This is a genomic window from Brevundimonas sp. (assembly GCF_030704825.1).
Taxonomy (GTDB): Bacteria; Pseudomonadota; Alphaproteobacteria; order Caulobacterales; family Caulobacteraceae; genus Brevundimonas.
In genome coordinates, this window is record NZ_JAUYNX010000014.1 from 1 (window position 1) to 21,766 (window position 21,766).

A 21,766-nucleotide genomic window follows, 5' to 3' on the forward strand; every position below is an offset into this window, starting at 1 on the left:
GGCGCGTCCGCTGGACCTGCCGTTCCTGATGCCGGTGGAAGACGTGTTCTCGATCTCGGGCCGCGGCACCGTGGTCACGGGCCGGGTCGAGCGCGGCATCGTCAAGGTCGGCGAGGAAGTCGAGATCGTCGGCATCCGCCCCGTCCAGAAGACGACCTGCACGGGCGTGGAAATGTTCCGCAAGCTGCTGGACCAGGGCCAGGCGGGCGACAACGTCGGCGTGCTGCTGCGCGGCACCAAGCGTGAGGACGTCGAGCGCGGTCAGGTTCTGTGCAAGCCGGGTTCGATCACCCCGCACACCAAATTCCTGGCCGAGGCCTACATCCTGACCAAGGAAGAAGGCGGCCGTCACACCCCGTTCTTCACCAACTACCGTCCGCAGTTCTACTTCCGCACCACGGACGTGACCGGCATCGTGCACCTCAAGGAAGGCGTCGAGATGATCATGCCCGGCGACAACGCCGAGCTGAACGTCGAGCTGATCACCCCGATCGCCATGGAAGAGAAGCTGCGCTTCGCCATCCGCGAAGGCGGCCGCACCGTCGGCGCCGGCGTGGTGAGCAAGATCACCGAGTAAGCGGCGACCGATATCAATACGCGCAAGCGAAAGGCCTCCGGGGAAGCCCGGGGGCCTTTTTGCTGTATCGGTGACTCCGGGATCACGGGGGCGACATGTTCAGACAGGGCAGCCTGGATACGCTGTGCGGCATCTACGCCATCATCAACAGCACGCACGAGGTGTGCGCGACGTGGGACAGCCGTCTGAAGCCCGACCATCACCGGGCGCTGTTTCGTGTTCTGTGCGAGGAACTGGCGACCGAAGGCGATCTGGCCGGGGCGCTGGCCGGCGACGGCATGGGCGTCCAGACCCTGCGCAAGCTCCTTCGCCGCGCCCACATGTATGTCGAGGACGAGACGGGGCTTCCGTTCACGCACAAGCGCGCCTTCAACAGCGAGCCCGTGGCGCTGGATCGCTACTGGAATGCGATCCGCGCCCATGTGGACGAGAACGGTCCGGGCTCGATCCTGATCAGCCTGACCGGCCGTCATTGCCACTGGTCGTGCGTCCGCAGCATCAGCGAGACCGGGATGGTGCTGCGGGATTCCGACGGGCTGATCCGGCTGAGCCGCGCGCGCTGCACCACCGGCGCGGGCGACGACCGGCGCCATCACGTCCTGTGGCCGACCGAGACCCTGCTGATCAGCTGAGGCTCAGATGAACCGCACCACCACGCCCGGCTTGACCCCGGCCGCCAGCTGTTCGGCGTCCCAGTTGGTCAGGCGGACGCAGCCGTTGGAGGCGGTCTTGCCGATCTTCGACGGATCGGGCGAACCGTGGATGCCGTAGGTGTCGCGCGACAGGTCGATCCAGACCGTGCCGACCGGATTGTTCGGTCCGGGCGGGACCACCACCCGGGCGTCCCCCCGGTCATAGCTGACCCGCTGCGGGTCGTAGGTATAGTCGGGTTCGGGCGCGACGCCGGTGACGGTCACCGTTCCGGACGGAGCGGGGCGCTCGGAAGAGCCGATCGTGGCCGGATAGAAGGCCAGCAGGGTTCCCGCCGCGTCATAGGCGCGGGCCGAACGTTCGGTCTTGTCGATGTCTATGCGGGCGACGTCGGCCAGGGGACGGTTCGTCACCGCCGGCACGACGATGGTCTGGCCGGGCCGGCGGAAGTCGACCGACGGGTTCAGGCCCTGCAGCAGCGCCTCCGTGACGTGGAAGCGCTCGGCCAGCCGTTCGCGGGCGCTGGAATATCGCGTCCCGGCGCGCGCGGTCGCGGTCAGATCGTCGCCGGGCGGAGGACTGAAAGGGCCGGCCACATCGGATGGCGTCAGCAGGTAGCGGCTCATCACCGGCGCCGTATCGGCTCCGGCCAGGGCCTGGAGCAGGGCGGCGTCGGCGGCGTCGCCCTGGCCGGAGCCGTTGGCCTTGCGCCAGGCGGCGATGGCCTGGCGGGTGTTCTCTCCGCCGAGGCCGTCGATGACCCCCGGGGAGAAGCGCGACCGGTCGAGCAGGATCTGCAGCCGGACGAGGCCGGGGTCGGGCCGGTAGACGGTCGGGGCGGGTCCGTCGTGGAACTCCGGGGGCGGGGCCTCCGGGCCGGCCGGAGGGGCCGGCACGCCCTGTTCGATCTGTTCGGCGGTGAGCAGGGGCGGTCCGGCCGGGGGGGCGGTCGCGGCCTCGGGCGAGGGCTCGGGCCGGGGCGCGCCGCAGGCGCCGAGGGCGAAGGCGAGGGCGGCGAGGGCGATCAGGCGAAAGGGCATGGGAATCCGGGATGTTGCTGGCCCGAACCCAATCCACGGACGGCCCGGTCGTTCCCCGCCCGGGGTCAGCGAAGCGCGGCCGCCAGCCCTTCGGCGGTGATCTCGGCCCAGCAGGCGTAGCCCTCGTCGTTCAGATGCAGGTCGTCGGGCCCGACCCCGCCCCGCTCCAGCCCGGTCCAGTCCGACATGGCGGCGAAACGGCTCAGGACGGCGTAGCCGACGCGGCCCCCTTCCAGTCCGATGAGGCGCGCGACCTCGCCGAGCGCCGGATTGCGTCCCCGGAACGCCGGGTTCGGCGTCTCCTCGGGCAGGCGCTGCGGGTCGATCAGCAGGACGTCGACGCCGGCGCGATGGAGCATGTCTTCTCCCCGGCGAAGGTCGGCGAAGACGTCATCCATCGGGCGGTCGCGCAGCATGTCGTTGGTGCCGACCTGCCAGATCACGAGGTCCGGCTCGTGGGCGGCGATCTCGTGCTCCAGCCGGTCGGCGGTTTCCCTCGCCGTCTCGCCGCCGATCCCCCGGTTGACGACGGCGACCTCGACCCCCGGCAGGCGCCGTTCCAGCCCCGCCTCAAGCCGGGGGACGAAGCCTCGTTCGGGGCGGCTGGCCCCGGCGCCCTCGATCGAGGACGACCCTATGGCGAGGATGGTCAACCGGCCCGCGGCGACGGCCGCCCGGCTGTTCCCGAGCCCGTCGATGGCGATGAGGTGGTCGGCCGTGACCGGACAGGCCGCGGGCGCAGTTTCCGTCTGCGCCGGTGCGCCGACGGAGAGCAGAACGGCGGCGAGAAGAGCGGTTTCGTTCAAGGATTGGGCTTTCCGGTGGCGGGATCGGTGGCGGTTTCCCCGGAGTTGGAGCTGCCTTCCGAACCCGTGGGCTCGGTGGCCGGGCGAGGCGGCTGGCCGCTGCGGGATGGGGAACGCTGGTTCTCGGTCTCGGTCTCGCGCGTCGGGGGACGGTCCGGGTGGGTCATGAGGGGCTCCAGAAAGGGCAAGACGACAGGAATGGCAACGCCTGGCGGTCGCGGGAAGCTCCGCACAGATTTCGTTCACCATGAACGCTCACCGCCCCGAAACGGGCGCCGTGCGAGTTTGGCGGGGAACGGCGGCTCGCGCGAGCCGCGAGAGGAACCCCGCATGGCCGGACTGAAGGTCGATATCGTCGCGATGGACGCGCTGGGCGACGCCGACCAGGCGACGTGGCGCGCCATGCTGGCGTCCGATCCGGCGCTGAACAGTCCCTATTTCCGGCCCGAGTTCGCCCGGGTCGCCGGGCGCGTCAGCCCCCGGGCGGCGGTGGCGGTGTTCTCGCGCGGCGGCGAGACCGTGGGCTTTTTCCCGCACCAGCGGCGCGGCGGCGCGATGCAGCCGCTGGCGGCGCCGATGAACGACTATCACGGCGTCATCGCCTTTTCCGGCCAGGGGCCGTCGTTGGAGGAGGCTGCCCGGGTGCTGGGCGCGACCCGGCTCAACGTCACCGCCTGGGTGGGCCCCACGGCCCACGGCGAGGACCGGCGCACGGTGCAGGTCGAGCTCGGCGAAGGGGGCTACGAAGGCTGGTACGCCGAACGCCGGACCACCCACGGAAAATTCTTCAAGGACAAGGAGCGCGCGCGGCGCAGCATGGAGGCCGAGCTGGGCCCGTTGCGGGTCGAGCGCGGGCTGCGCGATCCAGCCCTGCTGGACTGGCTGATTGAGCTGAAGCGGGACCAGTACCGGCGCACCGCGCGCCACGACATCTTCGCCTGCGGGTGGACCGCCGACCTGCTGCACGCCCTGCTCAGGACGGACGAGGACGGCTTCGGCGCCTCGATGGCCGGGTTGTGGGCCGGGGACCGGCTGACCGCGATCGAATATTCGCTGCACGCGGGCGACCAGTACCATTTCTGGTTCCCCGGCTACGAGCCCAGCCTGGCGCGGTGCTCGCCCGGCATCCTGCTGAGCATGGACACCATGCGGCTGGCGTCGGAACTCGGCTACCGCACCTTCGACTTCGGGTTCGAGGGCGAGCACTACAAGAAGTATTTCTGCAACGGCGCGCGGGTCGTGCGCGAGGCCATGGTTCTGAAGCCCGGTCTGGGCGCGGCGGTCAGCCAGGCGGCGGTCGGGGCGCTGAACCTGGCCGGGGCGGAACGCGGCGACCGGCTGCGCGCCAGCGCCCGGCGGCGCTGGGCGGCCATCGAGGCCTGCGAGACCACCCCGACCAGCCGGCTGCGCGGGGCGGTCCAGGCGGCGGGCGCGGCGCTTGCAAAGATGCGCCGGACGTCGACCCGACCCGTTCCGGCCTGAGACAACACATCATGAGCGACACGCGCACCCGCTATTCCGGTCCGATCAAACAGGCCGAGGTCCATCCGCACGGCCTGGTCGACCAGGGCTTCGCCTCCGACGCGGCGCTGGCGGCGGTGCTGGACCGCTATCCGGCCGACCTGTTCGACATCAATCTGTACGACTACGACGAGGCGGGTCAGGTCTCGCTGCGCACCGGGGCGCGCGGGCGGCTGAACGGCGAGGAACTGCTGGCGGCGATCCAGCAGGGCCGGCTGTGGGTCAATCTGCGCGAGGTCGAGACCGGCTGGCCCGAACTTTGGGCCGCCGCCATGGGCGAGTTCCGAAAGGTGCAGGGCGCCTATCCCGGCCTGCGGGCGGTGAAGAACGCCGGCCAGCTGATCCTTTCCTCGCCCAAGGCCCGGGTGCCCTATCATTTCGACGCGGCGGGGGTGGTGCTGTTCCACCTGCGCGGCCGCAAGCGCATCTTCGTCTATCCGGGCGACGAGGCCCATCTGGCCGAGGCGGACATGGAGCAGGTCGTGTCGCGCCAGACGACCGAGGAACTGCCCTATTCGCTGGCCTTCGAGGCCGACGCCCAGGTCATGGACCTCGAGCCGGGCCAGGCCCTGACCTGGCCGATCTATGCGCCGCACCGGGTCGAGAACCTGGACCGGTTCTGCGTCTCCCTGTCGATGGATTTCCAGACCTGGCCGTCGCGGTTCCGAAACGGGGCGCTCTACACCAACGCCGTCCTGCGCAGCCGGGGCGGCCGACCGCGCATGACCGACCGGATGGCGGGGCCCGAACTGGCCGCCCGCTGGGCCGCCTCGCTGGCGCTGAAGCGGGCAGGGGGCCTCAAGAGCCGCATCGCTCACTTCGAACGCGATTTCGAACCCGAGATCGGCGCAGCCGACGGCGCGGGCGCGCTGCAGACCTGAGCGGGCGAGACGGCCGGAGATTTGGACGACGGACTTCGGCGACCTCGACGCGGAATTCCGGTGACTCCGACGACCTGGATGAATTCGAAGTCATGACCTCGTTTTAAGCTGACTTCACCGTTGGCCGGTCGCACCTTCCCGTCACATTCCGGGAGGGAACGCCGTCATGAAACTCGCCATCGTATCCGCCGCCGCCCTGGCCGCCGCGCTCGCCGCCGTCGCCGTTGGCCCCGCCGCGGCCCGGGACGGGCCGTCCGTGAAGATCGAGGACGCGGTCGCCCGCGTCGTGGTCATCGTGGAAGACCGCGCCGACATCGGCGTCGAGATCGAGCAGGGCGCCTCGGACCTTCCGGCGGTCGAGGTTCGCCGCCGCGGCGACGACGTCCTCATTGACGGGGGACTGGTGGGCGGCCTGTTCGGCAACAACGCCATCCGGAACTGCAGGTCCGGTCCGGAAGGCGCGCGCCAACCCGGCGAGGGCGCATCGGTCGAGGTGCGCAGGGTGGGAACCGTGAACATGGCCGACGCGCCGTTGATCGTCATCCGCACGCCCCGCGTCGTCGAAGTCGACGTGGAAGACGGAGCCGTGTTCGGCGCCGTCGGCCGCAACGCCTCGTCGATCGAATTGAACAACGGAGGCTGCGGCGACTGGACCGTCGCCAACACGGAAGGGACCATGTCCGTCTCCATCATGGGATCGGGCGACATGCGCGCCGGAACGTCCAGCCGGCTGGAAGCCAGCATCATGGGGTCGGGAAGCATCGCGGCCGGCGCGACCCGGGGGCTCGAGGCCAATGTGATGGGATCGGGCGACATCAACGCCGCCCGCGTCGATGGACCGGTCGAGGCCAACATCATGGGGTCGGGCGACATCAACATCCCCGGCGCGGTCACGAACATCGAAGCCAACATCATGGGCTCCGGCGACATCAACGTGGGGAGCGCGACCGGCGTCGTCTCGCAAAGCATCATGGGTTCGGGCCAGATCGTGATCGCCGGCCAGGCCGTGCGTCGAACCCGCCGCGACCACTGATGAACCGCACCGTCGGACCCAGCAAGAATCATATCCGTAGAGAGAACGCCCCCATGAAACTCGCCATCGCATCCGCCGTCGCCGCCGCCGCCGTGGCCGGTCCCGCCTTCGCCAAACCCGGCCCCGAGGTCGACATCCGCCACGCCGTGGCCCGCGTCGCCGTGGTGGTCGAGGACCGCAACGACATCGCCGTGGAGATCGAGCAGGGCTCGTCCGGCCTGCCGGTCGTGCGGGTCACGCGTGACGGCGCCAATGTCCGCATCGACGGCGGACTGGGGAGCCGTCGCGGTCTGTTCGGCAGGGGCGACGGACTTCGCCACTGCCGTTCGGGTCCGGAAAACGCGCGGACGCCGGGCGAGGGCGCCTCGGTCGAGGTCCGCGGCCTGGGCCGGATCAATCTGGCCGACGCGCCGCTGATCGTCATTCGCACGCCCCGCGATGTGAACCTGGACGCTTCCGGGGCCGTCTTCGGATCGGTGGGCCGCGGCGCGGCCTCGATCGAACTCGGGAATGCGGGCTGCGGCGACTGGAACGTCGCCAACACCGAAGGTCGTGTGTCGCTGGACGTCGCGGGTTCGGGCGACATTCGGGCGGGAACCTCATCCGCGCTGGAAGCCAGCATCGCCGGGGCCGGGTCGATCACGGCCGGCGCCACCGGGGGTCTCGAAGTCTCGGTCTCCGGGGCCGGCGACGTGATCGTCGCCCGCGTCGACGGGCCCACGGAAATCAGCCTTGCCGGAGCCGGCGACGTGGCGGTCCGGGGCGGCACGGCTCCCACCCTCAGCATCGACATCGCCGGGGTGGGCGACGTCGATTTCGACGGCGTGGCCGGGGATGTGTCCGTCTCGCTCGCCGGAGCCGGCGACGTCAACGTGGCCCGCGCGACCGGTTCGGTCAGCCGTTCCGTGGCCGGCGTGGGAGATATCCACATCGGCGCCTGACCTCCCGGTCAGAAGCCGCGACGGAGAAGGCCCGGGAGCGTGGAACCCTCCGGGCCTTTTTCCATGTCCGGACCCGACGCCGCGGGACCGTCAGAAACGGGAGGGTCGGCGTCCGGCCGCCGCCGTGCAGGATCGGGGGGCGAAGGGAGATGCCTCATGAGATCGATCATCGCGACCCTGGCCGCGCTGGCCGCGGTCGCCGCCGCTTCGGGGACCCGGGCCCAGACTCCGCCGGAAGGGCTGGTCTGGATGGCGCTGAACGAGATCAACGCCGAATATTTCGACCGGGACGATCCGACCAACCGTCCGCCCCTCGCGACGCGGGTTCCGGACGACATGCTGCGGCCCGTCGACGTCTCGCCCGACGGGCGGACCGACTGGATCGTCGATTTCGCCGCGGCCCGGTCGTCCAGGTTTTGCGGAACCGGCGGATGCGCGCGGATTCTCTATGTCAGCGGCGGCGACACCGGCTTCCTGCGGGCCTTTGACGCCCAGGCCCTGGCGTTCGAGGTCGTGGAGCGTTCAGGGGAAACGCGTGTGGAGGCGATGGTCCATCACCTGAGCTGCCGTCCCGGGCGACCGGAATGCTGGTACGCCTGGGCCTGGGACCCGGCGCTCGGCCGGCTGGTGGAGCGGCCGGCGCGCGACGGCGCGACGCGGCTGGAGGACGGCGGCTTCGATCCGATAGACCGCATGCAGGCGGATATCCCTGACAGCCTGCCGGCCGAACTGTCGCGGGCCTGGTTCGGCGGCCGCCGGACGTGCCGCGCTCCCGCGGACGACGGGATCGAGATCCTGAGGCCCGGTTTCCAGAGCATCCCCGACGTCAACGGCGATGGCGGGCGCGACTGGATCGAAACCCCGGCGGCGTGTCCGGAGGACGAGGCGGAGGCCGCGGGGTTCAGACTGTGGACGACGACGCCGGGAGGCGGCCTGGCCGAGGCCTATGCATCGGAGGCGGACCTCTATCCGTCGGTGGACATCGCGACGGTTCCGGCGACCGTGCTGGTCAATCCGCCCTGCGGCCATGGCGAGGCCTGTCCGGACACGCCGCTGCGCCTGGACGGACGTACGGGCCGGTTCGCCCTGTCGCGCTGAGATTCCGCGAGGGCCGGACCATCGGCCAACGAAAAGCCCCGGCGGATCGCTCCGCCGGGGCTTCGTGGGTCGAAGGTGCGGAACGCTTACAGCGCGCCCAGCAGGCCCAGCAGGCCCGAGTTCGAGCCGAGCGAGGCGCCGGCCCGGTCGCGCGCCTGGAGGCCGCCGCCGAAGCTGTAGCGCAGGCCGAGGGTCCAGGTGTCGATGTCCAGGTCCTCGATGTCGGAGTGCGCGTAGCCGGCGGTCACCGAGAAGGGCGACCGGGCGATCTCGTATTCGGCGCCGGCCGAGTAGGTGAAGCCGTCGGCGTCGGCGTCGTCGATGGTCAGCCACGACACGCCGGCGTTCAGGCGCAGGGCGTCGGTGACGTAGAAGGCGGCGTCGCCGCCGACGGTCCAGACGTCCAGGTCGACGTCGTCGGCGGTGGTGTAGGCCACGACGCCCGTCAGGGTCGCGCGCGACAGGTATTTCTGCACCTCGACGCCGGCCGACAGGGCCGTTTCGTCGGCTACGTCGGCGGCGCCGACGAAGCCGCCGATGCGCAGGTCGGAATTGACCACGGTGGTCAGGTGGGCCGTGGCGTCGAAGCTGGTGTCGCTGTCGCCTTCATCGAACTCGCTGGCCGAACCGGCGAGGGTCACGGTCCAGGCGCCGAAAGCCGGCAGGGCGACGACGCCGTCGACGCCATAGACGTCGGAATCGGCGGACGGGCCGCCCAGGTCCAGTTCGGTGTTGCCGTAGCTGACGCCGACCGAACCGACCGGGCCGTCCTGGGCCATGGCGGGGGCGGCGGCGAAGGCGGCGAGGGCGGAGGTGACGAGGAGGAGAGACTTCATTCTTGTTTTCCTTGCTTGCCGCAGCCGGATTCGCCGCGACGGACCGCCGGGCTATCAGGGCCGCCGCCAGCGCAGCCATTACAAACCCGTCACAACCCCTCGGGACGGAGGGGTTGTTGCGCCGCAGCAACGCAATGTGGCGGTGCGGTGACGAACTGGCGGAGGCATTACGGCCCTTTCTCAACCCGCCGTCATCCGGGGCTCCCGGGGCGCGCCGGGATGACATCGTTATAAGGAGCCGGCGACGCTCCCGGACGCCTTCGCCATGGTTTCGCCGCTTGACCAAATCGGAATCGGCGGTCATAAGCCCCCACTCTTGTTGGACCGGCTGTGCATCCCGCGTGTTTTTGGGGTGCAGACGCGGTTCGCAGGAACGACCTGAGACCCTGTTCTTTGCAGTGACCCAGGACTTCAACGGCCTTCGCGGTTCGCTGCGTGGGCCGATCGTTTTTGCGGACGTGCGTACTCTGAAGGCCTCGCGGCCTGAAGACTCCGGTCTTTGAAATGGTTCACAGGGACGCAGGTTCGCCTGCTTGGGAAATACGACCGATATGGATCAAAGCATCCGCATCAGGCTCAAGGCCTTCGATCACCGCGTCCTCGACTTTTCGACGCGCGAGATCGTCAACACGGCCAAGCGCACCGGCGCGACCGTTCGTGGTCCGATCCCGCTGCCGACCCTGATCGAAAAGTTCACCGTGAACCGCTCGCCGCACGTCGACAAGAAGTCGCGCGAGCAGTTTGAAATCCGCACGCACAAGCGTGTCCTCGATATCGTCGACCCCACTCCGCAGACCGTGGACGCGCTCATGAAGCTCGACCTGTCCGCCGGCGTGGATGTCGAGATCAAGATTTAATAAGAAAGAGGCGGGATCCGATGCGCACGGGCGTGATCGCCAAGAAGCTGGGCATGACCCGCGTGTTCGCCGATGACGGCGCGCACGTTCCGGTCACCGTGCTTCAGCTAGACGGCTGCCAGGTCGTCGGCCAACGTACCCAGGAGCGTGACGGCTACGTCGCTCTCCAGCTGGGCGCTGGCAGCAAGAAGGCCAAGAACACCAACAAGGCCCAGCGCGAGTCCTTCGCGAAGCTCGAGGTGGAGCCGAAGGCCTATGTCACCGAGTTCCGCATCGATGCGGACGCCATGATGGATGTGGGTTCCGAGTTCTCGGCCGACCACTTCGTCGCCGGCCAGAAGGTCGACGTCCAGGCCGAGACCATCGGCAAGGGCTTCGCCGGCGCCATGAAGCGCTGGAACTTCGGCGGTCTGCGGGCGACCCACGGCGTCTCGGTCTCGCACCGTTCGCACGGTTCGACCGGCCAGCGTCAGGATCCGGGCAAGACCTTCAAGGGCAAGAAGATGGCCGGCCACTACGGCACGGAAGTCGTCACCACCCAGAACCTGACCGTGTTCCGCGTCGACGTCGAGCGCGGCCTGCTGCTGATCAAGGGCGCCGTGCCCGGTCACGAAGGCACCTGGGTCAAGGTCCGCGACGCCGTCAAGAAGGCCCGTCCGGCCGACGCCCCGTTCCCCGGCGGCGTCAAGTCCAAGGGCGGTTCGACCGCCGCGGCTCAACCGGCTGAGACGCCGGCCGAGGAAGCCCCGGCCGTCGAGACTGCCGAAGGCGGTGAAGCGTAATGAAACTCTCTGTCATCAAACTCGACGGCAAGGCCGCCGGTGACGTCGAACTGTCGGACGCCGTTTTCGGCATCACCGACATCCGCGGCGACATCCTGGCCCGCTACGTCAACTGGCAACTGGCCAAGCGCCGCGCCGGCACCCACAAGGTCCAGACCCGGAACGAGAACTCTCGCACCGGCAAGAAGATGTACAAGCAGAAGGGAACCGGCGGCGCCCGTCACGGTTCGCGTCGCGCCCCGCAGTTCGTCGGTGGTTCGCGCGCCTTCGGCCCGGTCGTCCGCGACCACGGCTTCTCGCTGCCCAAGAAGGTCCGCGCCCTGGCCCTGCGCCATGCGCTGTCCTCCAAGGTCGTCGCCGGCGACCTGGTCGTCGTCGACAGCATCTCGCTGAAGGACGCCAAGACCGCCGGTCTGCGCGAAACGCTCGGCAAGCTGGGCTGGACCCGCACGCTGATCATCGCCGGTCCGGAAGTCGACACGAACTTCGGCCTGGCCGCCCGCAACATCCCGATGGTCAACGTCCTGCCGAACGCCGGCCTGAACGTTTACGACATCCTGCGCGCGGACAAGCTGGTGCTGACCAAGGCGGCCGTCGAGGCCATCGAGGCCACCTACGCCGACTACACCCCGTCGCGTCGTGAAGCCGAGGCCGCCAAGGCCGCCAAACCGGCTGCCAAGACGAAGAAGGAGGCCGCGTAATGGCTGGCGCCAACCCCACCGCAAAACACTACGACACCATCCTGGCCCCGATCATCACGGAAAAGGCCACGATCCTGTCGGAGCAGAACAAGGTCGTCTTCCGCGTCGCGGGGACCTCGACCAAGGACGAGATCGCCGCGGCGGTCGAGAGCCTGTTCAAGGTCAACGTCCTGAAGGTCAACACCCTGGTTCAAAAGGGCAAGACCAAGCGCTTCCGCGGCATCATGGGCCGTCGGGTCGACATCAAAAAAGCGATCGTGACGCTGGCTGAAGGCCAGTCGATCGACGTCACCACGGGGCTCTGATCAGATGGCCTTGAAAACCTACAATCCGACATCGCCGGGCCGTCGCGCCCTGGTGCTGATCGACCGTTCGGAGCTCCACAAGGGACGCCCCGAGAAGTCGCTGACCGAAGGCCTGACCAAGTCGGGCGGTCGCGGCGCGGGCGGTCGTATCGCCGTCCGCTTCCGCGGCGGCGGCGCCAAGACGCTGTACCGCAAGATTGACTTCAAGCGCCGGAAGTTCGCCACGGCGACCGTCGAGCGCCTGGAATACGATCCGAACCGGACCGCCTTCATCGCTCTCATCGTCTATGAGGACGGCGAAAAGGCCTACATCATCGCGCCGCAACGCCTGAAGGCGGGCGACACGGTCGTGGCCGGCGAGAAGGTCGACGTGAAGCCGGGCAATGCGATGCCGCTGCGCTCGGTGCCGGTCGGCACGATCATCCACAACGTCGAAATGAAGCCGGGCAAGGGCGCCCAGCTGGCCCGTTCGGCCGGCGCCTACGCCCAGCTGGTCGGCCGCGACGCCGGCTACGCCCAGATCCGTCTGGGTTCGGGCGAGCTTCGCATGGTCCTGGACGGCTGCATGGCCACGGTGGGCGCGGTCTCGAACCCCGACCACATGAACCAGAACCTCGGCAAGGCCGGCCGCGTCCGGCACATGGGCTGGCGTCCGCACGTTCGCGGCGTCGCCATGAACCCGATCGACCACCCGCACGGCGGTGGTGAAGGCCGGACCTCTGGCGGTCGCACCCCGGTTACGCCGTGGGGCAAGGACACCAAGGGCACCCGCACCCGCAAGAACAAGGCGACGGACAAGTTCATCATCCGTACCCGCCACGTGAAGAAGGCTCGCTAACCGATGGCCCGCTCCTCCTGGAAAGGCCCGTTCGTCGACGGGTATCTGCTGAAGAAGGCCGAGACGGCAGCGTCGTCGGGCCGCAAGGACGTGATCAAGACCTGGTCACGCCGCTCCACCATCCTGCCGCAGTTCGTCGGCCTGACCTTTGGCGTCCACAACGGCCTCAAGCATGTGCCGGTGTCGGTTTCCGAAGAAATGGTCGGCATGAAGTTCGGCGAGTTCTCCCCGACCCGGTCGTTCCCCGGGCACGCGGCGGACAAGAAGGCCAAAAGGAAGTAACTGATGGCCCAGACAAAAAACCCCCGTCGGCTCGCCCCGACCGAAGCGCGCGCCAAGCTGGTGAACGTCCGGATCAGCCCCCAGAAGCTGAACCTGGTCGCCCAGTCGATCCGCGGCCTGCCGGTGCAGAAGGCGCTGAACGAGCTGGAATTCAGCCGCAAGCGCATCGCCACCGACGTCCGCAAGGTGCTGTATTCGGCCGTGTCGAACGCCGAGAACAACCACAACCTCGACATCGACAACCTGGTCGTCGCCGAGGCCTTCGTGGGCAAGAACCTGGTGATGAAGCGTTTCGCGAGCCGTGCTCGCGGCCGCTCGTCGCGCATCCTGAAACCTTTCGCGGAGATCACCATCGTGGTCCGCGAAGCCGGTGAGGCCGCCTGATGGGTCAGAAAGTCAATCCGATCGGTCTGCGCCTCGGCGTCAACCGTACGTGGGACAGCCGCTGGTTCGCCCGCGGCGCCGAATACGCCAAGCTGCTGCACCAGGACCTCAAGCTGCGCACGTGGCTGAAGGAACGCCTGAACGCCGCCGGCGTGTCGCGCATCATCATCGAGCGTCCGCACAAGAAGTGCCGCGTGACGATCTACGCCGCCCGTCCGGGCGTCGTGATCGGCAAGAAGGGCGCCGACATCGAGAAGCTCCGCAAGGACATCTCGGCGCGCACCGAGGGTGAAGTTCACCTGAACATCGTCGAGGTGCGCAAGCCCGAGACGGACGCCCAGCTGATCGCCGAGAACATCGCGCAGCAGCTGGAACGCCGGATCGCCTTCCGCCGCGCCATGAAGCGCGCGATGCAGTCGGCCATGCGTCTCGGCGCCAAGGGCGTCCGCATCAACGTGTCGGGCCGCCTCGGCGGCGCGGAAATCGCGCGGATGGAATGGTATCGCGAAGGCCGCGTGCCGCTGCACACCCTGCGCGCCGACATCGACTACGGCTTCATCCAGGCCAAGACGACCTACGGCATCATCGGTGTGAAGGTGTGGGTCTTCAAGGGCGAGGTCCTCGAGCACGATCCGATGGCGCAGGACAAGCGCTGGGCGATCGAGGCTTCGGGTCCTTCTTCGAACGAAGGCCGCGGCGGCGATCGCGGCGGCCGCAACGATCGCGGTCAGCGTCGCGGGCGTGAGGGCTAGGTCATGCTGCAACCGAAAAAGACCAAATACCGCAAGGCCTTCAAGGGCCGCATCCACGGCGCCGCCAAGGGCGGCTTCTCGCTGAACTTCGGGTCCTACGGCCTGAAGACGGTGGAGCCGGAACGCATCACCGCGCGTCAGATCGAGGCGGCCCGCCGCGCGATCACCCGCCAGATGAAGCGCCAGGGCCGCGTCTGGATCCGCGTGTTCCCCGACCTGCCCGTCACGGGCAAGCCGGCCGAAGTCCGCATGGGCAAGGGCAAGGGCGCCGTGGACCACTGGGCGGCGCGCTGCCACCCGGGCCGGATCCTGTTTGAAATCGACGGCGTGCCGGACGACATCGCCCGCGAGGCCCTGCGTCTTGGCGCCGCCAAGCTGCCGGTCCGCACGAAGGTGGTCACCCGCCTCGACGCCGGTGTCTCGCACGTGGAGCACGTCGGAGCATGACCAAGATCGCCGACCTCCGGGCCCAGACGCCCGACCAGCTGTCCGACGAGCTGCTGAAGCTCAAGAAGGAACAGTTCAACCTGCGCTTCCAGGCCGCCACCGGCCAGATGGAAAAGACCCACCGGGTCTCGGAAGTGCGCAAGGACATCGCCCGTATTTCCACGCTTCTGCGTGCGAACCGCGCGGCGGGTTAAGGAAACGAAGATGCCCAAACGAGTTCTCGAAGGCGTGGTCGTCTCCGACAAGGGCGACAAGACTGTCGTCGTCGTCGTCCAACGCACGCTGTTGCACCCGGTCCTGAAAAAGATCGTGCGCCTGTCCAAGAAGTATCACGCTCACGACGAAGCCAACGCCCTCAAGGTGGGCGATCAGGCCCGCATCATCGAGTGCGCCCCCAAGTCCAAGCTGAAGCGCTGGGAGGTCCTGTCGGACACCTCGGCCTCGGCCTCGTAACCAGAAGGATCGGATCCCATGATCCAGATGCAAACTAACCTGGAGGTGGCCGATAATTCGGGCGCTCGCCGGGTCATGTGCATCAAGGTGTTGGGCGGCTCCAAGCGCCGCTACGCCTCGGTGGGCGACACGATCGTCGCTTCCGTCAAGGAAGCCATTCCGCGCGGCCGCGTGAAGAAGGGCGATGTCGTGCGCGCCATCGTCGTGCGCACCGCCAAGGACATCATGCGCAAGGACGGCTCGGTCATCCGTTTCGACAAGTCGGCCGCCGTCATCGTCAACAAGCAGAACGAGCCGGTCGGCACGCGGATCTTCGGCCCGGTTCCCCGCGAACTGCGCGCCAAGAACCACATGAAGATCATCTCTCTGGCTCCGGAGGTCCTGTAGTCATGGCCGCCAAGATCAAAACGGGCGACAACGTCGTCGTCCTGACCGGCAAGGACAAGGGCCGCACCGGCAAGGTGACCAAGGTCCTGCCGGCGACGAACCGCGTGCTGGTGCAAGGCATCAACATGGTTCAGCGCCACACCCGCCCGACCCAGGCCGACCCCCAGGGCGGCATCAAGAACAAGGAAGCGTCGCTTCACCTGTCGAACGTCGCGATCGCCGACGCCAACGGCAAGGCGGCCCGCGTCGGCTTCCGCATGGAAGGCGACAAGAAGGTTCGCTTCGCCAAGACGACGGGAGACGTCATCTGATGGCCGATACCAAATACACCCCCCGCCTCAAGAGCGAGTACAACGACCGCATCCGCGGCGTGCTGACCGAGAAATTCGGCTACACCAACCCGATGCAGATGCCCAAGCTGGACAAGATCGTCCTCAACATGGGCATCGGCGAAGCGGTGGCCGACTCCAAGAAGGCGACCGCCGCCCTCAAGGATCTGGCCGCCATCGCCGGTCAGAAGCCCGTCGCCACCAAGGCCCGCAACTCCATCGCCGGCTTCAAGCTGCGCGAAGGCATGGTCATCGGCGGCAAGGTCACCCTGCGCGGCGACCAGATGTACGAGTTCCTGGACCGGCTGATCACCATCGCCCTGCCGCGGGTGAAGGATTTCCGCGGCCTGAAGCCGACGTCGTTCGACGGTCGCGGCAACTACGCCATGGGCCTGAAGGAACACATCGTGTTCCCCGAGATCAACTACGACCAGATCGACCAGATGTGGGGCATGGACATCATCGTCTGCACCACGGCCAAGACCGATGACGAGGCGCGCGCGCTTCTCACCGAGTTCAAGTTCCCGTTCGTGAAGAACTGAGCGGGAAGGGAAAGAAACCATGGCTAAGAAAAGCGCCGTAAACCGCAACGAGATGGTCAAGGCCCTCGTCGCGAAATACGCCGACAAGCGGGCCGCCCTGAAGGCGACCGCCAACAACGAATCCCTGCCGCTCGAGGAGCGTTTCGAAGCGCGCCTCAAGCTGGCCAAGCTGCCGCGCAACTCGGCCGCCAACCGGATTCGCAACCGCTGCGAAGTGACGGGCCGTCCGCGGGCCTTCTATCGCAAGCTCAAGATGAGCCGCATCGCCCTGCGTGAGCTCGGCAACCTGGGTCAGATCCCGGGTCTGACCAAGTCCAGCTGGTAAGGGGAGCGACAGACATGATGATCAACGATCCCCTGAGCGACATGATCGCCCGCATCCGGAACGCGCACATGCGCAAGCGTTCCAAGGTGCTCACCCCGGCTTCCCGTCTGCGCCAGCGCGTCCTCGACGTGCTGCAGGACGAAGGCTACATCCGCGGCTATTCGCTGGTTCAGAACCCCGGCGAATTCCCGCAGTTCGAGATCGAGCTGAAGTACTTCGACGGCCAGCCGGTCATCGCCGAGATCGCCCGCGTGTCCAAGCCGGGCCGCCGCGTCTACTCCGCGATCTCCGACCTGAAGCCGATCAAGAACGGCCTGGGCATCTCGATCCTCTCCACGTCCAAGGGCGTCATGTCGGACACCGCGGCTCGCGAAGCCAAGGTGGGCGGCGAAGTCCTCTGCAGGGTCTACTAAGATGTCCCGTATCGGAAAACGCACCATTGAAATCCCGAAGGGCGTGACCGTCACGCTCGACGGCCAGACCGTGTCGGTCAAGGGTCCCAAGGGCGAACGCTCCTGGACCGTCGCCGACGAGATCGAGGTCACCCAGGGCGACGACGGCCTGAACCTGGCCATCCGCGAGGACAACCAGCGTTCGCGCGCCATGTGGGGCCTGTCGCGCACCCTGGTCGACAACATGGTCGTCGGCGTCACCACGGGCTTTGAAAAGAGCCTGGACCTGGTCGGCGTGGGTTATCGCGCCGCGATGAAGGGCAACGCCCTGTCGCTGCAGCTCGGCTTCTCGCACGACGTCGACATCCAGCCGCCGGCCGGGGTCACCTTCGCGGTGCCCAAGCAGACGGAAATCAAGATCTCGGGCGCCGACAAGCAGGCGGTGGGCCAGATCGCCGCCGTCATCCGCAAGCTGCGTCCGCCGGAGCCCTACAAGGGCAAGGGCGTCCGCTACACGGGCGAAAAGGTCCGGCGCAAGGAAGGCAAGAAGAAGTAGGTCATGGCTCTCTCCCTTCGACAACAAGCCCAGCGCCGCACGGAGCGCACCCGCCGCCGCCTGAAGGCCGTGGCCAACGGCCGGCTGCGCCTGTCGGTGCACCGTTCGGACAAGAACATCTCGGCCCAGATCATCGACGACCTGAACGGCGTCACGGTCGCCTCGGCCTCCTCGCTGGAAGGCGAGAAGGGCAAGAAGGTCAAGGGTTCGGACGTCGCCGCCGCCGCTCTGATCGGCAAGCTGGTCGCGGAACGCGCCCTGGAGAAGGGCGTCAAGGACGTCGTCTTCGATCGCGGCGGCTACATCTATCACGGACGGGTGAAGGCGCTGGCGGAAGCCGCGCGTGAAGCCGGCCTGAATTTCTAAGGGACGCGACAGATGGCGCAAACACCCCAACGCGGCGGCGGCGGCAACGATCGCAACCGTCGTGACAACCGCAACGCCCCGCAGGCCGACGGTCCGGATTCGGACATCGTCGAAAAGCTGGTGCACATCAACCGCGTCGCCGCCACCGTCAAGGGCGGTCGCCGGTTCTCGTTCGCGGCCCTGATGGTCGTCGGCGACGGCAAGGGCCGCGTCGGCTTCGGTCATGGCAAGGCGCGCGAAGTGCCGGAAGCCATCCGCAAGGCGACCGAGGAAGCCAAGAAGACGATGATCCGCGTGCCGCTGCGCGAGAACCGCACCCTGCACCACGACGGCAACGGCCGTTGGGGCGCCGGCAAGATCATGATGCGCGCCGCTCCTCCCGGAACGGGCGTCATCGCGGGCGGTCCGATGCGCGCCGTGCTCGAAACCCTCGGCGTCCAGGACGTCGTGGGCAAGTCGACCGGTTCGTCGAACCCCTACAACATGATCCGCGCCACGTTCGAGGCCCTCAAGGTCCAGTCGTCGCCCCGTCAGGTCGCGTCCAAGCGCGGCAAGAAGGTCGCCGATCTGATGGGCCGCCGCAACGACGGCGCCTCGGCTCCGGAAGCGGCGCCTGAAGCCCAGGAAGCCTGACCATGGCCAAGACCGAATCCAAAGCCACCGTCACCGTCCGCCAGACGGGCAGCCCGATCCGCCGCAAGTCGGACCAGCGCGCCACCCTGTCGGGTCTGGGTCTCAACCGCATGGGCCGCGAGTCCACGCTGGAAGACACCCCCTCGGTCCGCGGCATGATCGCCAAGGTCGCCCACCTGACCGAGATCGTCGAAAAGTAAGCCGAAGCGCCCTCTCCCGATCCGGGGGAGGGCGTCTCGCGCCTTGCGATGCTGAAGCGGGCCGCCTAGAAGCGGCCCCTTATTATTTCAAAGCCGAGTCCGGGCCCCCTTTCATTTGGATTGGCCCGGGCGCTAGCACCCGAAAGGATCAGGCACATGAAACTGAACGAAATTCGCGACAACGAGGGCGCCCACAAGAAGCGCATGCGCGTCGGCCGCGGCCCGGGTTCGGGCAAGGGCAAGACCGCCGGTCGCGGCGTCAAGGGCCAGAAGTCCCGTTCGGGCGTCGCCATCGGCGGCTTCGAGGGCGGCCAGATGCCGCTGTACATGCGCATGCCCAAGCGCGGCTTCAACAATCCGGGCGCGCTGAAGCTGGCCGAAGTGAACCTGTGGCGTCTGCAGGACGCGGTCGACGCCAGGAAGCTGGACATCAAGGGCGAGATCAAGGGCGACGCCCTGGTCGCCGCCGGCGTGATCCGCCGCGTCAAGGACGGCGTCCGCATCCTCGGCACCGGCGAGATCAAGTCCAAGCTCAACCTGGTCGTCTGGTCGGCCTCGGCCGGCGCGGTCAAGGCGATCGAGGCCGCGGGCGGCACCGTCGTGCAGGAGCGGATCGCCGCCGAAGCCAAGGCCGCCGCGCGCATCGAGAAGCGCAACGCCGCCAAGGGCAAGGCCCCGCCGGCCAAGGCTCCCCGGGGCGACGCCAACAAGATCTCGGCCCGGACGACCCGCACCGCGGGCCGCGCCGCCGCGAAATAAGACTGAAGGGCGCCCTCGCTAAGCGGGCGCCCTTCGCCTATCTGGACGCAGGCGCCGGATTCAGTTCCGATGCGCCGCGTTCTGACAAGTCGGGGTGACGACACATGGCTTCGGCCGCCGAACAACTCGCAGCAAACATGAACATGGGCTCGTTCGCGAAGGCGACCGAGCTCCACAAGCGTCTGCTGTTCACGCTCCTGGCCCTGCTGGTGTACCGCATCGGCACCTATGTGCCGATCCCGGGGATCAACTCGGAAGCCTTCCTGCAGTTCTTCCAGAACCCGGACGGCCAGCGCGGCATCCTGGACATGTTCAACATGTTCTCGGGCGGGGCCGTGGAGCGGATGGCCGTGTTCGCCTTGAACGTCATGCCCTACATCTCGGCCTCGATCATCGTCCAGCTGATGGGCGCGGTCTATCCGCCGTGGGAGAAGCTGCGCAAGGAAGGCGGCGAGAGCGGCCGCAAGCAGCTGAACCAGTACACCCGCTACCTGACCGTGGTCCTGGCCCTGTTCCAGTCGACCGGCATCGCCATCGGCCTGAACGCCCAGCCCGGCCTGATCGACCAGCCGGGGCTGTTCTTCATCATTTCGACGATCACCGTCCTGACCGGCGGCACCATGTTCCTGATGTGGCTCGGCGAACAGGTGACGGCGCGCGGCGTCGGCAACGGCATTTCGCTGATCATCTTCGCCGGCATCGTCGCCGTCCTGCCGGGTACGATCGCCCGCATGTTCGGCCTGGCCCAGCAGGGCCAGATGTCGCCCTTCACCCTGCTGTTCATCACCGCCATGATGATCGCGGTCGTGGTCTTCATCGTCTTCATGGAACGCGCCCAGCGCCGGCTGCTGATCCAGTATCCGAAGCGCCAGGAAGGCAATCGCATGGCCGGGGGCGAGCGCTCGTTCCTGCCGCTGAAGGTCAATACCGCGGGTGTCATCCCGCCGATCTTCGCCTCGTCGCTGCTGATGCTGCCGACCACGGTGGCCCAGATGACGGCCAACGCCGACCTGCCGTCATGGATGGACTGGCTGCCGCTGGTCACCGCCCAGATGCAGCACGGACAGCCGGTGTTCATGCTGCTGTACGGCGCCCTGATCGTGTTCTTCTGCTTCTTCTACACCTCGATCACCTTCAATCCCGAGGACACGGCCGAAAACCTGCGCAAATACGGCGGCTTCCTGCCGGGCATCCGTCCGGGCAAGCGCACGGCGGAATATCTGGACTACGTCCTGACCCGCCTGACCGTGATCGGCGCCGCCTACATCACCGCCGTCTGCCTGCTGCCGGAAATGGTCATCGCCAACTTCGGCTCGGGCCTGGCCTTCGGCGGCACCTCGATCCTGATCGTGGTCTCGGTGACCATGGACACGGTGGCGCAGATCCAGTCGCAACTGCTGGCCCACCAGTACGAAGGCCTGATCAAGAAGGCCAAGCTGCGCGGCCGCGGCAAGACCGCGGGCAAGGGCGTCGCCGCGCCCGCCCGGCGCTAGACCGGTCCAGGGAGGGGCGGCCATGAACCTGATCCTGTTCGGGCCCCCCGCGGCCGGCAAGGGCACGCAGGCCAAGCGGCTGGTCGAGGCGCGCGGCATGGTCCAGCTGTCGACCGGCGACATGCTGCGCGAGGCCATCGCCTCCGGTTCGGAGCTGGGCAAGGAATGCCAGGCCATCATGTCGCGCGGCGACCTGGTGTCCGACGCCATCGTCATCGCCCTGATCGAGGCCCGGCTGAAGGAGGCCGGAGAGGCGGGCGGAGCCATCTTCGACGGCTTTCCCCGCACCGTGGCCCAGGCCGAGGCCCTGGACGCCATGCTCGCCAAGCTGGGCAAGAAAATCGACCGCGTCGTCCGCCTCAAGGTCGACGACGCGGCGCTGCTGGAACGGGTCGCGCGCCGCTACGCCGACCAGGGCCGCCCGGACGACAATCCCGAGAGCTTCAAGGTCCGACTGGAAGCCTACAATCGCAACACCGCGCCGCTTCTGCCCTATTACGCCGACAAGGGTCTGCTGACCGAAATCGACGGCATGGGCTCGATCGAGGCGGTTTCCGTCGCCATCGATGCGGCGCTGGACGAATCCGGCGCCTGAACCG

At 67.9% G+C, this 21,766-nt stretch carries 33 protein-coding genes and 1 pseudogene; 30 read left to right on the top strand and 4 right to left on the bottom strand.

The window, feature by feature from the left end; translation table 11 throughout:
- Together Q8Q71_RS05475 and Q8Q71_RS05480 are read left to right on the top strand one after the other, a co-directional pair.
- On the top strand, positions 1–577 hold a 577-nt coding region (locus Q8Q71_RS05475), incomplete at its 5' end, for an EF-Tu/IF-2/RF-3 family GTPase (protein ID WP_305758631.1).
- 95 nt (positions 578–672) lie between these two features.
- Positions 673–1,209, top strand: coding sequence for a hypothetical protein (locus tag Q8Q71_RS05480; protein ID WP_305758632.1), 537 nt, complete (start codon positions 673–675; stop codon positions 1,207–1,209).
- A gap of 3 nt (positions 1,210–1,212) precedes the next feature.
- On the opposite strand, the gene Q8Q71_RS05485 is transcribed toward Q8Q71_RS05480, so the two are convergent.
- The 3 genes from Q8Q71_RS05485 to Q8Q71_RS05495 all read right to left on the bottom strand — a co-directional run bounded on the left by Q8Q71_RS05485 (position 1,213) and on the right by Q8Q71_RS05495 (position 3,241).
- Positions 1,213–2,268, bottom strand: coding sequence for a L,D-transpeptidase (locus Q8Q71_RS05485; protein WP_305758633.1), 1,056 nt, complete (start codon positions 2,266–2,268; stop codon positions 1,213–1,215).
- Positions 2,269–2,333: 65 nt separating this feature from the next.
- Positions 2,334–3,074, bottom strand: coding sequence for an SGNH/GDSL hydrolase family protein (locus tag Q8Q71_RS05490; RefSeq protein WP_305758634.1), 741 nt, complete (start codon positions 3,072–3,074; stop codon positions 2,334–2,336).
- A complete protein-coding gene (locus tag Q8Q71_RS05495) occupies positions 3,071–3,241 on the bottom strand; it encodes a hypothetical protein (RefSeq protein WP_305758635.1) in 171 nt (56 codons plus the stop codon). The genes Q8Q71_RS05490 and Q8Q71_RS05495 overlap by 4 nt, the downstream gene beginning before the upstream one ends.
- Positions 3,242–3,404: 163 nt before the next feature.
- Here Q8Q71_RS05495 and Q8Q71_RS05500 point away from each other — a divergent pair, with 163 nt between their 5' ends.
- From Q8Q71_RS05500 to Q8Q71_RS05520, 5 genes are all read left to right on the top strand, one after another.
- Positions 3,405–4,556 (top strand): GNAT family N-acetyltransferase, encoded by a 1,152-nt coding sequence (locus Q8Q71_RS05500; RefSeq protein ID WP_305758636.1) that lies wholly within the window; start codon positions 3,405–3,407, stop codon positions 4,554–4,556.
- Positions 4,557–4,567: 11 nt separating this feature from the next.
- Entirely contained in the window at positions 4,568–5,476 is a 909-nt protein-coding gene (locus tag Q8Q71_RS05505; RefSeq protein ID WP_305758637.1) for a cupin-like domain-containing protein, read from the top strand.
- Positions 5,477–5,642: 166 nt separating this feature from the next.
- Positions 5,643–6,509, top strand: a complete 867-nt coding sequence (locus Q8Q71_RS05510) for a GIN domain-containing protein (protein WP_305758638.1) — start codon at positions 5,643–5,645, stop codon at positions 6,507–6,509.
- Positions 6,510–6,562: 53 nt separating this feature from the next.
- Positions 6,563–7,450: a GIN domain-containing protein gene (locus Q8Q71_RS05515; protein WP_305758639.1), complete on the top strand. Its 888-nt coding sequence runs from the start codon at positions 6,563–6,565 to the stop codon at positions 7,448–7,450.
- Positions 7,451–7,606: 156 nt separating this feature from the next.
- Positions 7,607–8,548 carry a hypothetical protein gene (locus Q8Q71_RS05520; RefSeq protein ID WP_305758640.1) on the top strand — a complete coding sequence of 314 codons (942 nt, stop codon included), beginning with the start codon at positions 7,607–7,609 and terminating at the stop codon, positions 8,546–8,548.
- Between the two features lie 86 nt (positions 8,549–8,634).
- Here the strand turns inward: Q8Q71_RS05520 and Q8Q71_RS05525 are convergent, their stop codons facing one another.
- The gene (locus Q8Q71_RS05525; protein WP_305758641.1) at positions 8,635–9,384 is read right to left on the bottom strand and encodes an outer membrane protein; all 750 of its coding nucleotides are present in this window, start codon (positions 9,382–9,384) and stop codon (positions 8,635–8,637) included.
- A 551-nt stretch (positions 9,385–9,935) separates the two neighbouring features.
- Between Q8Q71_RS05525 and rpsJ the strand changes: the two genes are divergently transcribed.
- The 23 genes and pseudogenes from rpsJ (at position 9,936) to Q8Q71_RS05640 (ending at position 21,762) form a co-directional block, all read left to right on the top strand.
- Positions 9,936–10,241 (top strand): 30S ribosomal protein S10, encoded by a 306-nt coding sequence (gene rpsJ, locus Q8Q71_RS05530; protein ID WP_003164367.1) that lies wholly within the window; start codon positions 9,936–9,938, stop codon positions 10,239–10,241.
- Between the two features lie 20 nt (positions 10,242–10,261).
- The gene (gene rplC / locus Q8Q71_RS05535) at positions 10,262–11,023 is read left to right on the top strand and encodes a 50S ribosomal protein L3 (protein ID WP_305758642.1); all 762 of its coding nucleotides are present in this window, start codon (positions 10,262–10,264) and stop codon (positions 11,021–11,023) included.
- Entirely contained in the window at positions 11,023–11,724 is a 702-nt protein-coding gene (gene rplD / locus Q8Q71_RS05540) for a 50S ribosomal protein L4 (RefSeq protein WP_305758643.1), read from the top strand. The genes rplC and rplD overlap by 1 nt, the downstream gene beginning before the upstream one ends.
- Positions 11,724–12,029 (top strand): 50S ribosomal protein L23, encoded by a 306-nt coding sequence (locus Q8Q71_RS05545; RefSeq protein ID WP_284223193.1) that lies wholly within the window; start codon positions 11,724–11,726, stop codon positions 12,027–12,029. Before rplD ends, Q8Q71_RS05545 begins: the two co-directional genes overlap by 1 nt.
- A 4-nt stretch (positions 12,030–12,033) precedes the next feature.
- Positions 12,034–12,867: a 50S ribosomal protein L2 gene (gene rplB / locus Q8Q71_RS05550; RefSeq protein WP_305758644.1), complete on the top strand. Its 834-nt coding sequence runs from the start codon at positions 12,034–12,036 to the stop codon at positions 12,865–12,867.
- Positions 12,868–12,870: 3 nt separating this feature from the next.
- Complete coding sequence (gene rpsS, locus Q8Q71_RS05555; protein ID WP_055832138.1) at positions 12,871–13,149, top strand: 30S ribosomal protein S19; 279 nt, start codon at positions 12,871–12,873, stop codon at positions 13,147–13,149.
- Between the two features lie 3 nt (positions 13,150–13,152).
- Positions 13,153–13,533: a 50S ribosomal protein L22 gene (gene rplV / locus Q8Q71_RS05560; RefSeq protein WP_292065618.1), complete on the top strand. Its 381-nt coding sequence runs from the start codon at positions 13,153–13,155 to the stop codon at positions 13,531–13,533.
- Positions 13,533–14,285, top strand: a complete 753-nt coding sequence (gene rpsC / locus Q8Q71_RS05565) for a 30S ribosomal protein S3 (RefSeq protein WP_305758645.1) — start codon at positions 13,533–13,535, stop codon at positions 14,283–14,285. Before rplV ends, rpsC begins: the two co-directional genes overlap by 1 nt.
- 3 nt (positions 14,286–14,288) lie before the next feature.
- The gene (gene rplP / locus Q8Q71_RS05570; RefSeq protein WP_284223197.1) at positions 14,289–14,732 is read left to right on the top strand and encodes a 50S ribosomal protein L16; all 444 of its coding nucleotides are present in this window, start codon (positions 14,289–14,291) and stop codon (positions 14,730–14,732) included.
- Positions 14,729–14,926, top strand: a complete 198-nt coding sequence (gene rpmC / locus Q8Q71_RS05575; RefSeq protein ID WP_055832148.1) for a 50S ribosomal protein L29 — start codon at positions 14,729–14,731, stop codon at positions 14,924–14,926. Before rplP ends, rpmC begins: the two co-directional genes overlap by 4 nt.
- 10 nt (positions 14,927–14,936) lie before the next feature.
- Positions 14,937–15,185, top strand: coding sequence for a 30S ribosomal protein S17 (rpsQ, locus tag Q8Q71_RS05580; RefSeq protein ID WP_304930511.1), 249 nt, complete (start codon positions 14,937–14,939; stop codon positions 15,183–15,185).
- An 18-nt stretch (positions 15,186–15,203) separates the two neighbouring features.
- Positions 15,204–15,572, top strand: a complete 369-nt coding sequence (rplN, locus tag Q8Q71_RS05585; protein WP_055832151.1) for a 50S ribosomal protein L14 — start codon at positions 15,204–15,206, stop codon at positions 15,570–15,572.
- Between the two features lie 2 nt (positions 15,573–15,574).
- A complete protein-coding gene (rplX, locus tag Q8Q71_RS05590; RefSeq protein WP_305758646.1) occupies positions 15,575–15,883 on the top strand; it encodes a 50S ribosomal protein L24 in 309 nt (102 codons plus the stop codon).
- Positions 15,883–16,443, top strand: a complete 561-nt coding sequence (gene rplE / locus Q8Q71_RS05595) for a 50S ribosomal protein L5 (RefSeq protein ID WP_305758647.1) — start codon at positions 15,883–15,885, stop codon at positions 16,441–16,443. The genes rplX and rplE overlap by 1 nt, the downstream gene beginning before the upstream one ends.
- A 19-nt stretch (positions 16,444–16,462) precedes the next feature.
- On the top strand, positions 16,463–16,768 hold the full coding sequence (gene rpsN, locus Q8Q71_RS05600; protein WP_055832157.1) for a 30S ribosomal protein S14: 306 nt from the start codon (positions 16,463–16,465) through the stop codon (positions 16,766–16,768).
- A gap of 14 nt (positions 16,769–16,782) precedes the next feature.
- The gene (gene rpsH / locus Q8Q71_RS05605; protein ID WP_055832159.1) at positions 16,783–17,181 is read left to right on the top strand and encodes a 30S ribosomal protein S8; all 399 of its coding nucleotides are present in this window, start codon (positions 16,783–16,785) and stop codon (positions 17,179–17,181) included.
- A 1-nt stretch (position 17,182) separates the two neighbouring features.
- On the top strand, positions 17,183–17,716 hold the full coding sequence (gene rplF, locus Q8Q71_RS05610; RefSeq protein WP_305758648.1) for a 50S ribosomal protein L6: 534 nt from the start codon (positions 17,183–17,185) through the stop codon (positions 17,714–17,716).
- A gap of 3 nt (positions 17,717–17,719) precedes the next feature.
- Entirely contained in the window at positions 17,720–18,082 is a 363-nt protein-coding gene (gene rplR / locus Q8Q71_RS05615; RefSeq protein ID WP_305758649.1) for a 50S ribosomal protein L18, read from the top strand.
- A 12-nt stretch (positions 18,083–18,094) separates the two neighbouring features.
- Positions 18,095–18,715 (top strand): 30S ribosomal protein S5, encoded by a 621-nt coding sequence (gene rpsE, locus Q8Q71_RS05620; RefSeq protein WP_055832165.1) that lies wholly within the window; start codon positions 18,095–18,097, stop codon positions 18,713–18,715.
- A gap of 2 nt (positions 18,716–18,717) precedes the next feature.
- Entirely contained in the window at positions 18,718–18,915 is a 198-nt protein-coding gene (rpmD, locus tag Q8Q71_RS05625) for a 50S ribosomal protein L30 (protein ID WP_284223202.1), read from the top strand.
- Between the two features lie 156 nt (positions 18,916–19,071).
- Positions 19,072–19,533 (top strand): annotated as a pseudogene (gene rplO / locus Q8Q71_RS05630) (50S ribosomal protein L15); the annotation flags it as partial.
- 245 nt (positions 19,534–19,778) lie between these two features.
- Positions 19,779–21,167: a preprotein translocase subunit SecY gene (gene secY / locus Q8Q71_RS05635; RefSeq protein WP_305758650.1), complete on the top strand. Its 1,389-nt coding sequence runs from the start codon at positions 19,779–19,781 to the stop codon at positions 21,165–21,167.
- Between the two features lie 22 nt (positions 21,168–21,189).
- Positions 21,190–21,762, top strand: coding sequence for an adenylate kinase (locus Q8Q71_RS05640; protein WP_305758651.1), 573 nt, complete (start codon positions 21,190–21,192; stop codon positions 21,760–21,762).
- The last annotated feature ends 4 nt before the right edge of the window (positions 21,763–21,766 follow it).

Excerpts from the sequence above, each read along its gene's own strand:
- rplV (WP_292065618.1), top strand. The coding sequence starts at position 13,153 with ATGGCCCAGACAAAAAACCCCCGTCGGCTCGCCCCGACCGAAGCGCGC.
- rpsS (WP_055832138.1), top strand. The coding sequence starts at position 12,871 with ATGGCCCGCTCCTCCTGGAAAGGCCCGTTCGTCGACGGGTATCTGCTG.
- rplR (WP_305758649.1), top strand. The coding sequence starts at position 17,720 with ATGGCTCTCTCCCTTCGACAACAAGCCCAGCGCCGCACGGAGCGCACC.
- rpsJ (WP_003164367.1), top strand. The coding sequence starts at position 9,936 with ATGGATCAAAGCATCCGCATCAGGCTCAAGGCCTTCGATCACCGCGTC.
- Q8Q71_RS05480 (WP_305758632.1), top strand. The coding sequence starts at position 673 with ATGTTCAGACAGGGCAGCCTGGATACGCTGTGCGGCATCTACGCCATC.
- Q8Q71_RS05500 (WP_305758636.1), top strand. The coding sequence starts at position 3,405 with ATGGCCGGACTGAAGGTCGATATCGTCGCGATGGACGCGCTGGGCGAC.
- rpsE (WP_055832165.1), top strand. The coding sequence starts at position 18,095 with ATGGCGCAAACACCCCAACGCGGCGGCGGCGGCAACGATCGCAACCGT.
- rpsH (WP_055832159.1), top strand. The coding sequence starts at position 16,783 with ATGATGATCAACGATCCCCTGAGCGACATGATCGCCCGCATCCGGAAC.
- rplE (WP_305758647.1), top strand. The coding sequence starts at position 15,883 with ATGGCCGATACCAAATACACCCCCCGCCTCAAGAGCGAGTACAACGAC.
- rpsQ (WP_304930511.1), top strand. The coding sequence starts at position 14,937 with ATGCCCAAACGAGTTCTCGAAGGCGTGGTCGTCTCCGACAAGGGCGAC.
- Q8Q71_RS05525 (WP_305758641.1), bottom strand. The coding sequence starts at position 9,384 with ATGAAGTCTCTCCTCCTCGTCACCTCCGCCCTCGCCGCCTTCGCCGCC.
- Q8Q71_RS05485 (WP_305758633.1), bottom strand. The coding sequence starts at position 2,268 with ATGCCCTTTCGCCTGATCGCCCTCGCCGCCCTCGCCTTCGCCCTCGGC.
- rplC (WP_305758642.1), top strand. The coding sequence starts at position 10,262 with ATGCGCACGGGCGTGATCGCCAAGAAGCTGGGCATGACCCGCGTGTTC.
- rplD (WP_305758643.1), top strand. The coding sequence starts at position 11,023 with ATGAAACTCTCTGTCATCAAACTCGACGGCAAGGCCGCCGGTGACGTC.
- Q8Q71_RS05545 (WP_284223193.1), top strand. The coding sequence starts at position 11,724 with ATGGCTGGCGCCAACCCCACCGCAAAACACTACGACACCATCCTGGCC.
- rpmC (WP_055832148.1), top strand. The coding sequence starts at position 14,729 with ATGACCAAGATCGCCGACCTCCGGGCCCAGACGCCCGACCAGCTGTCC.
- secY (WP_305758650.1), top strand. The coding sequence starts at position 19,779 with ATGGCTTCGGCCGCCGAACAACTCGCAGCAAACATGAACATGGGCTCG.
- Q8Q71_RS05505 (WP_305758637.1), top strand. The coding sequence starts at position 4,568 with ATGAGCGACACGCGCACCCGCTATTCCGGTCCGATCAAACAGGCCGAG.
- Q8Q71_RS05510 (WP_305758638.1), top strand. The coding sequence starts at position 5,643 with ATGAAACTCGCCATCGTATCCGCCGCCGCCCTGGCCGCCGCGCTCGCC.
- Q8Q71_RS05495 (WP_305758635.1), bottom strand. The coding sequence starts at position 3,241 with ATGACCCACCCGGACCGTCCCCCGACGCGCGAGACCGAGACCGAGAAC.
- rplX (WP_305758646.1), top strand. The coding sequence starts at position 15,575 with ATGGCCGCCAAGATCAAAACGGGCGACAACGTCGTCGTCCTGACCGGC.
- rpsN (WP_055832157.1), top strand. The coding sequence starts at position 16,463 with ATGGCTAAGAAAAGCGCCGTAAACCGCAACGAGATGGTCAAGGCCCTC.
- rpsC (WP_305758645.1), top strand. The coding sequence starts at position 13,533 with ATGGGTCAGAAAGTCAATCCGATCGGTCTGCGCCTCGGCGTCAACCGT.
- Q8Q71_RS05520 (WP_305758640.1), top strand. The coding sequence starts at position 7,607 with ATGAGATCGATCATCGCGACCCTGGCCGCGCTGGCCGCGGTCGCCGCC.
- rplB (WP_305758644.1), top strand. The coding sequence starts at position 12,034 with ATGGCCTTGAAAACCTACAATCCGACATCGCCGGGCCGTCGCGCCCTG.
- Q8Q71_RS05640 (WP_305758651.1), top strand. The coding sequence starts at position 21,190 with ATGAACCTGATCCTGTTCGGGCCCCCCGCGGCCGGCAAGGGCACGCAG.
- rplN (WP_055832151.1), top strand. The coding sequence starts at position 15,204 with ATGATCCAGATGCAAACTAACCTGGAGGTGGCCGATAATTCGGGCGCT.
- rplP (WP_284223197.1), top strand. The coding sequence starts at position 14,289 with ATGCTGCAACCGAAAAAGACCAAATACCGCAAGGCCTTCAAGGGCCGC.
- rpmD (WP_284223202.1), top strand. The coding sequence starts at position 18,718 with ATGGCCAAGACCGAATCCAAAGCCACCGTCACCGTCCGCCAGACGGGC.
- rplF (WP_305758648.1), top strand. The coding sequence starts at position 17,183 with ATGTCCCGTATCGGAAAACGCACCATTGAAATCCCGAAGGGCGTGACC.
- Q8Q71_RS05515 (WP_305758639.1), top strand. The coding sequence starts at position 6,563 with ATGAAACTCGCCATCGCATCCGCCGTCGCCGCCGCCGCCGTGGCCGGT.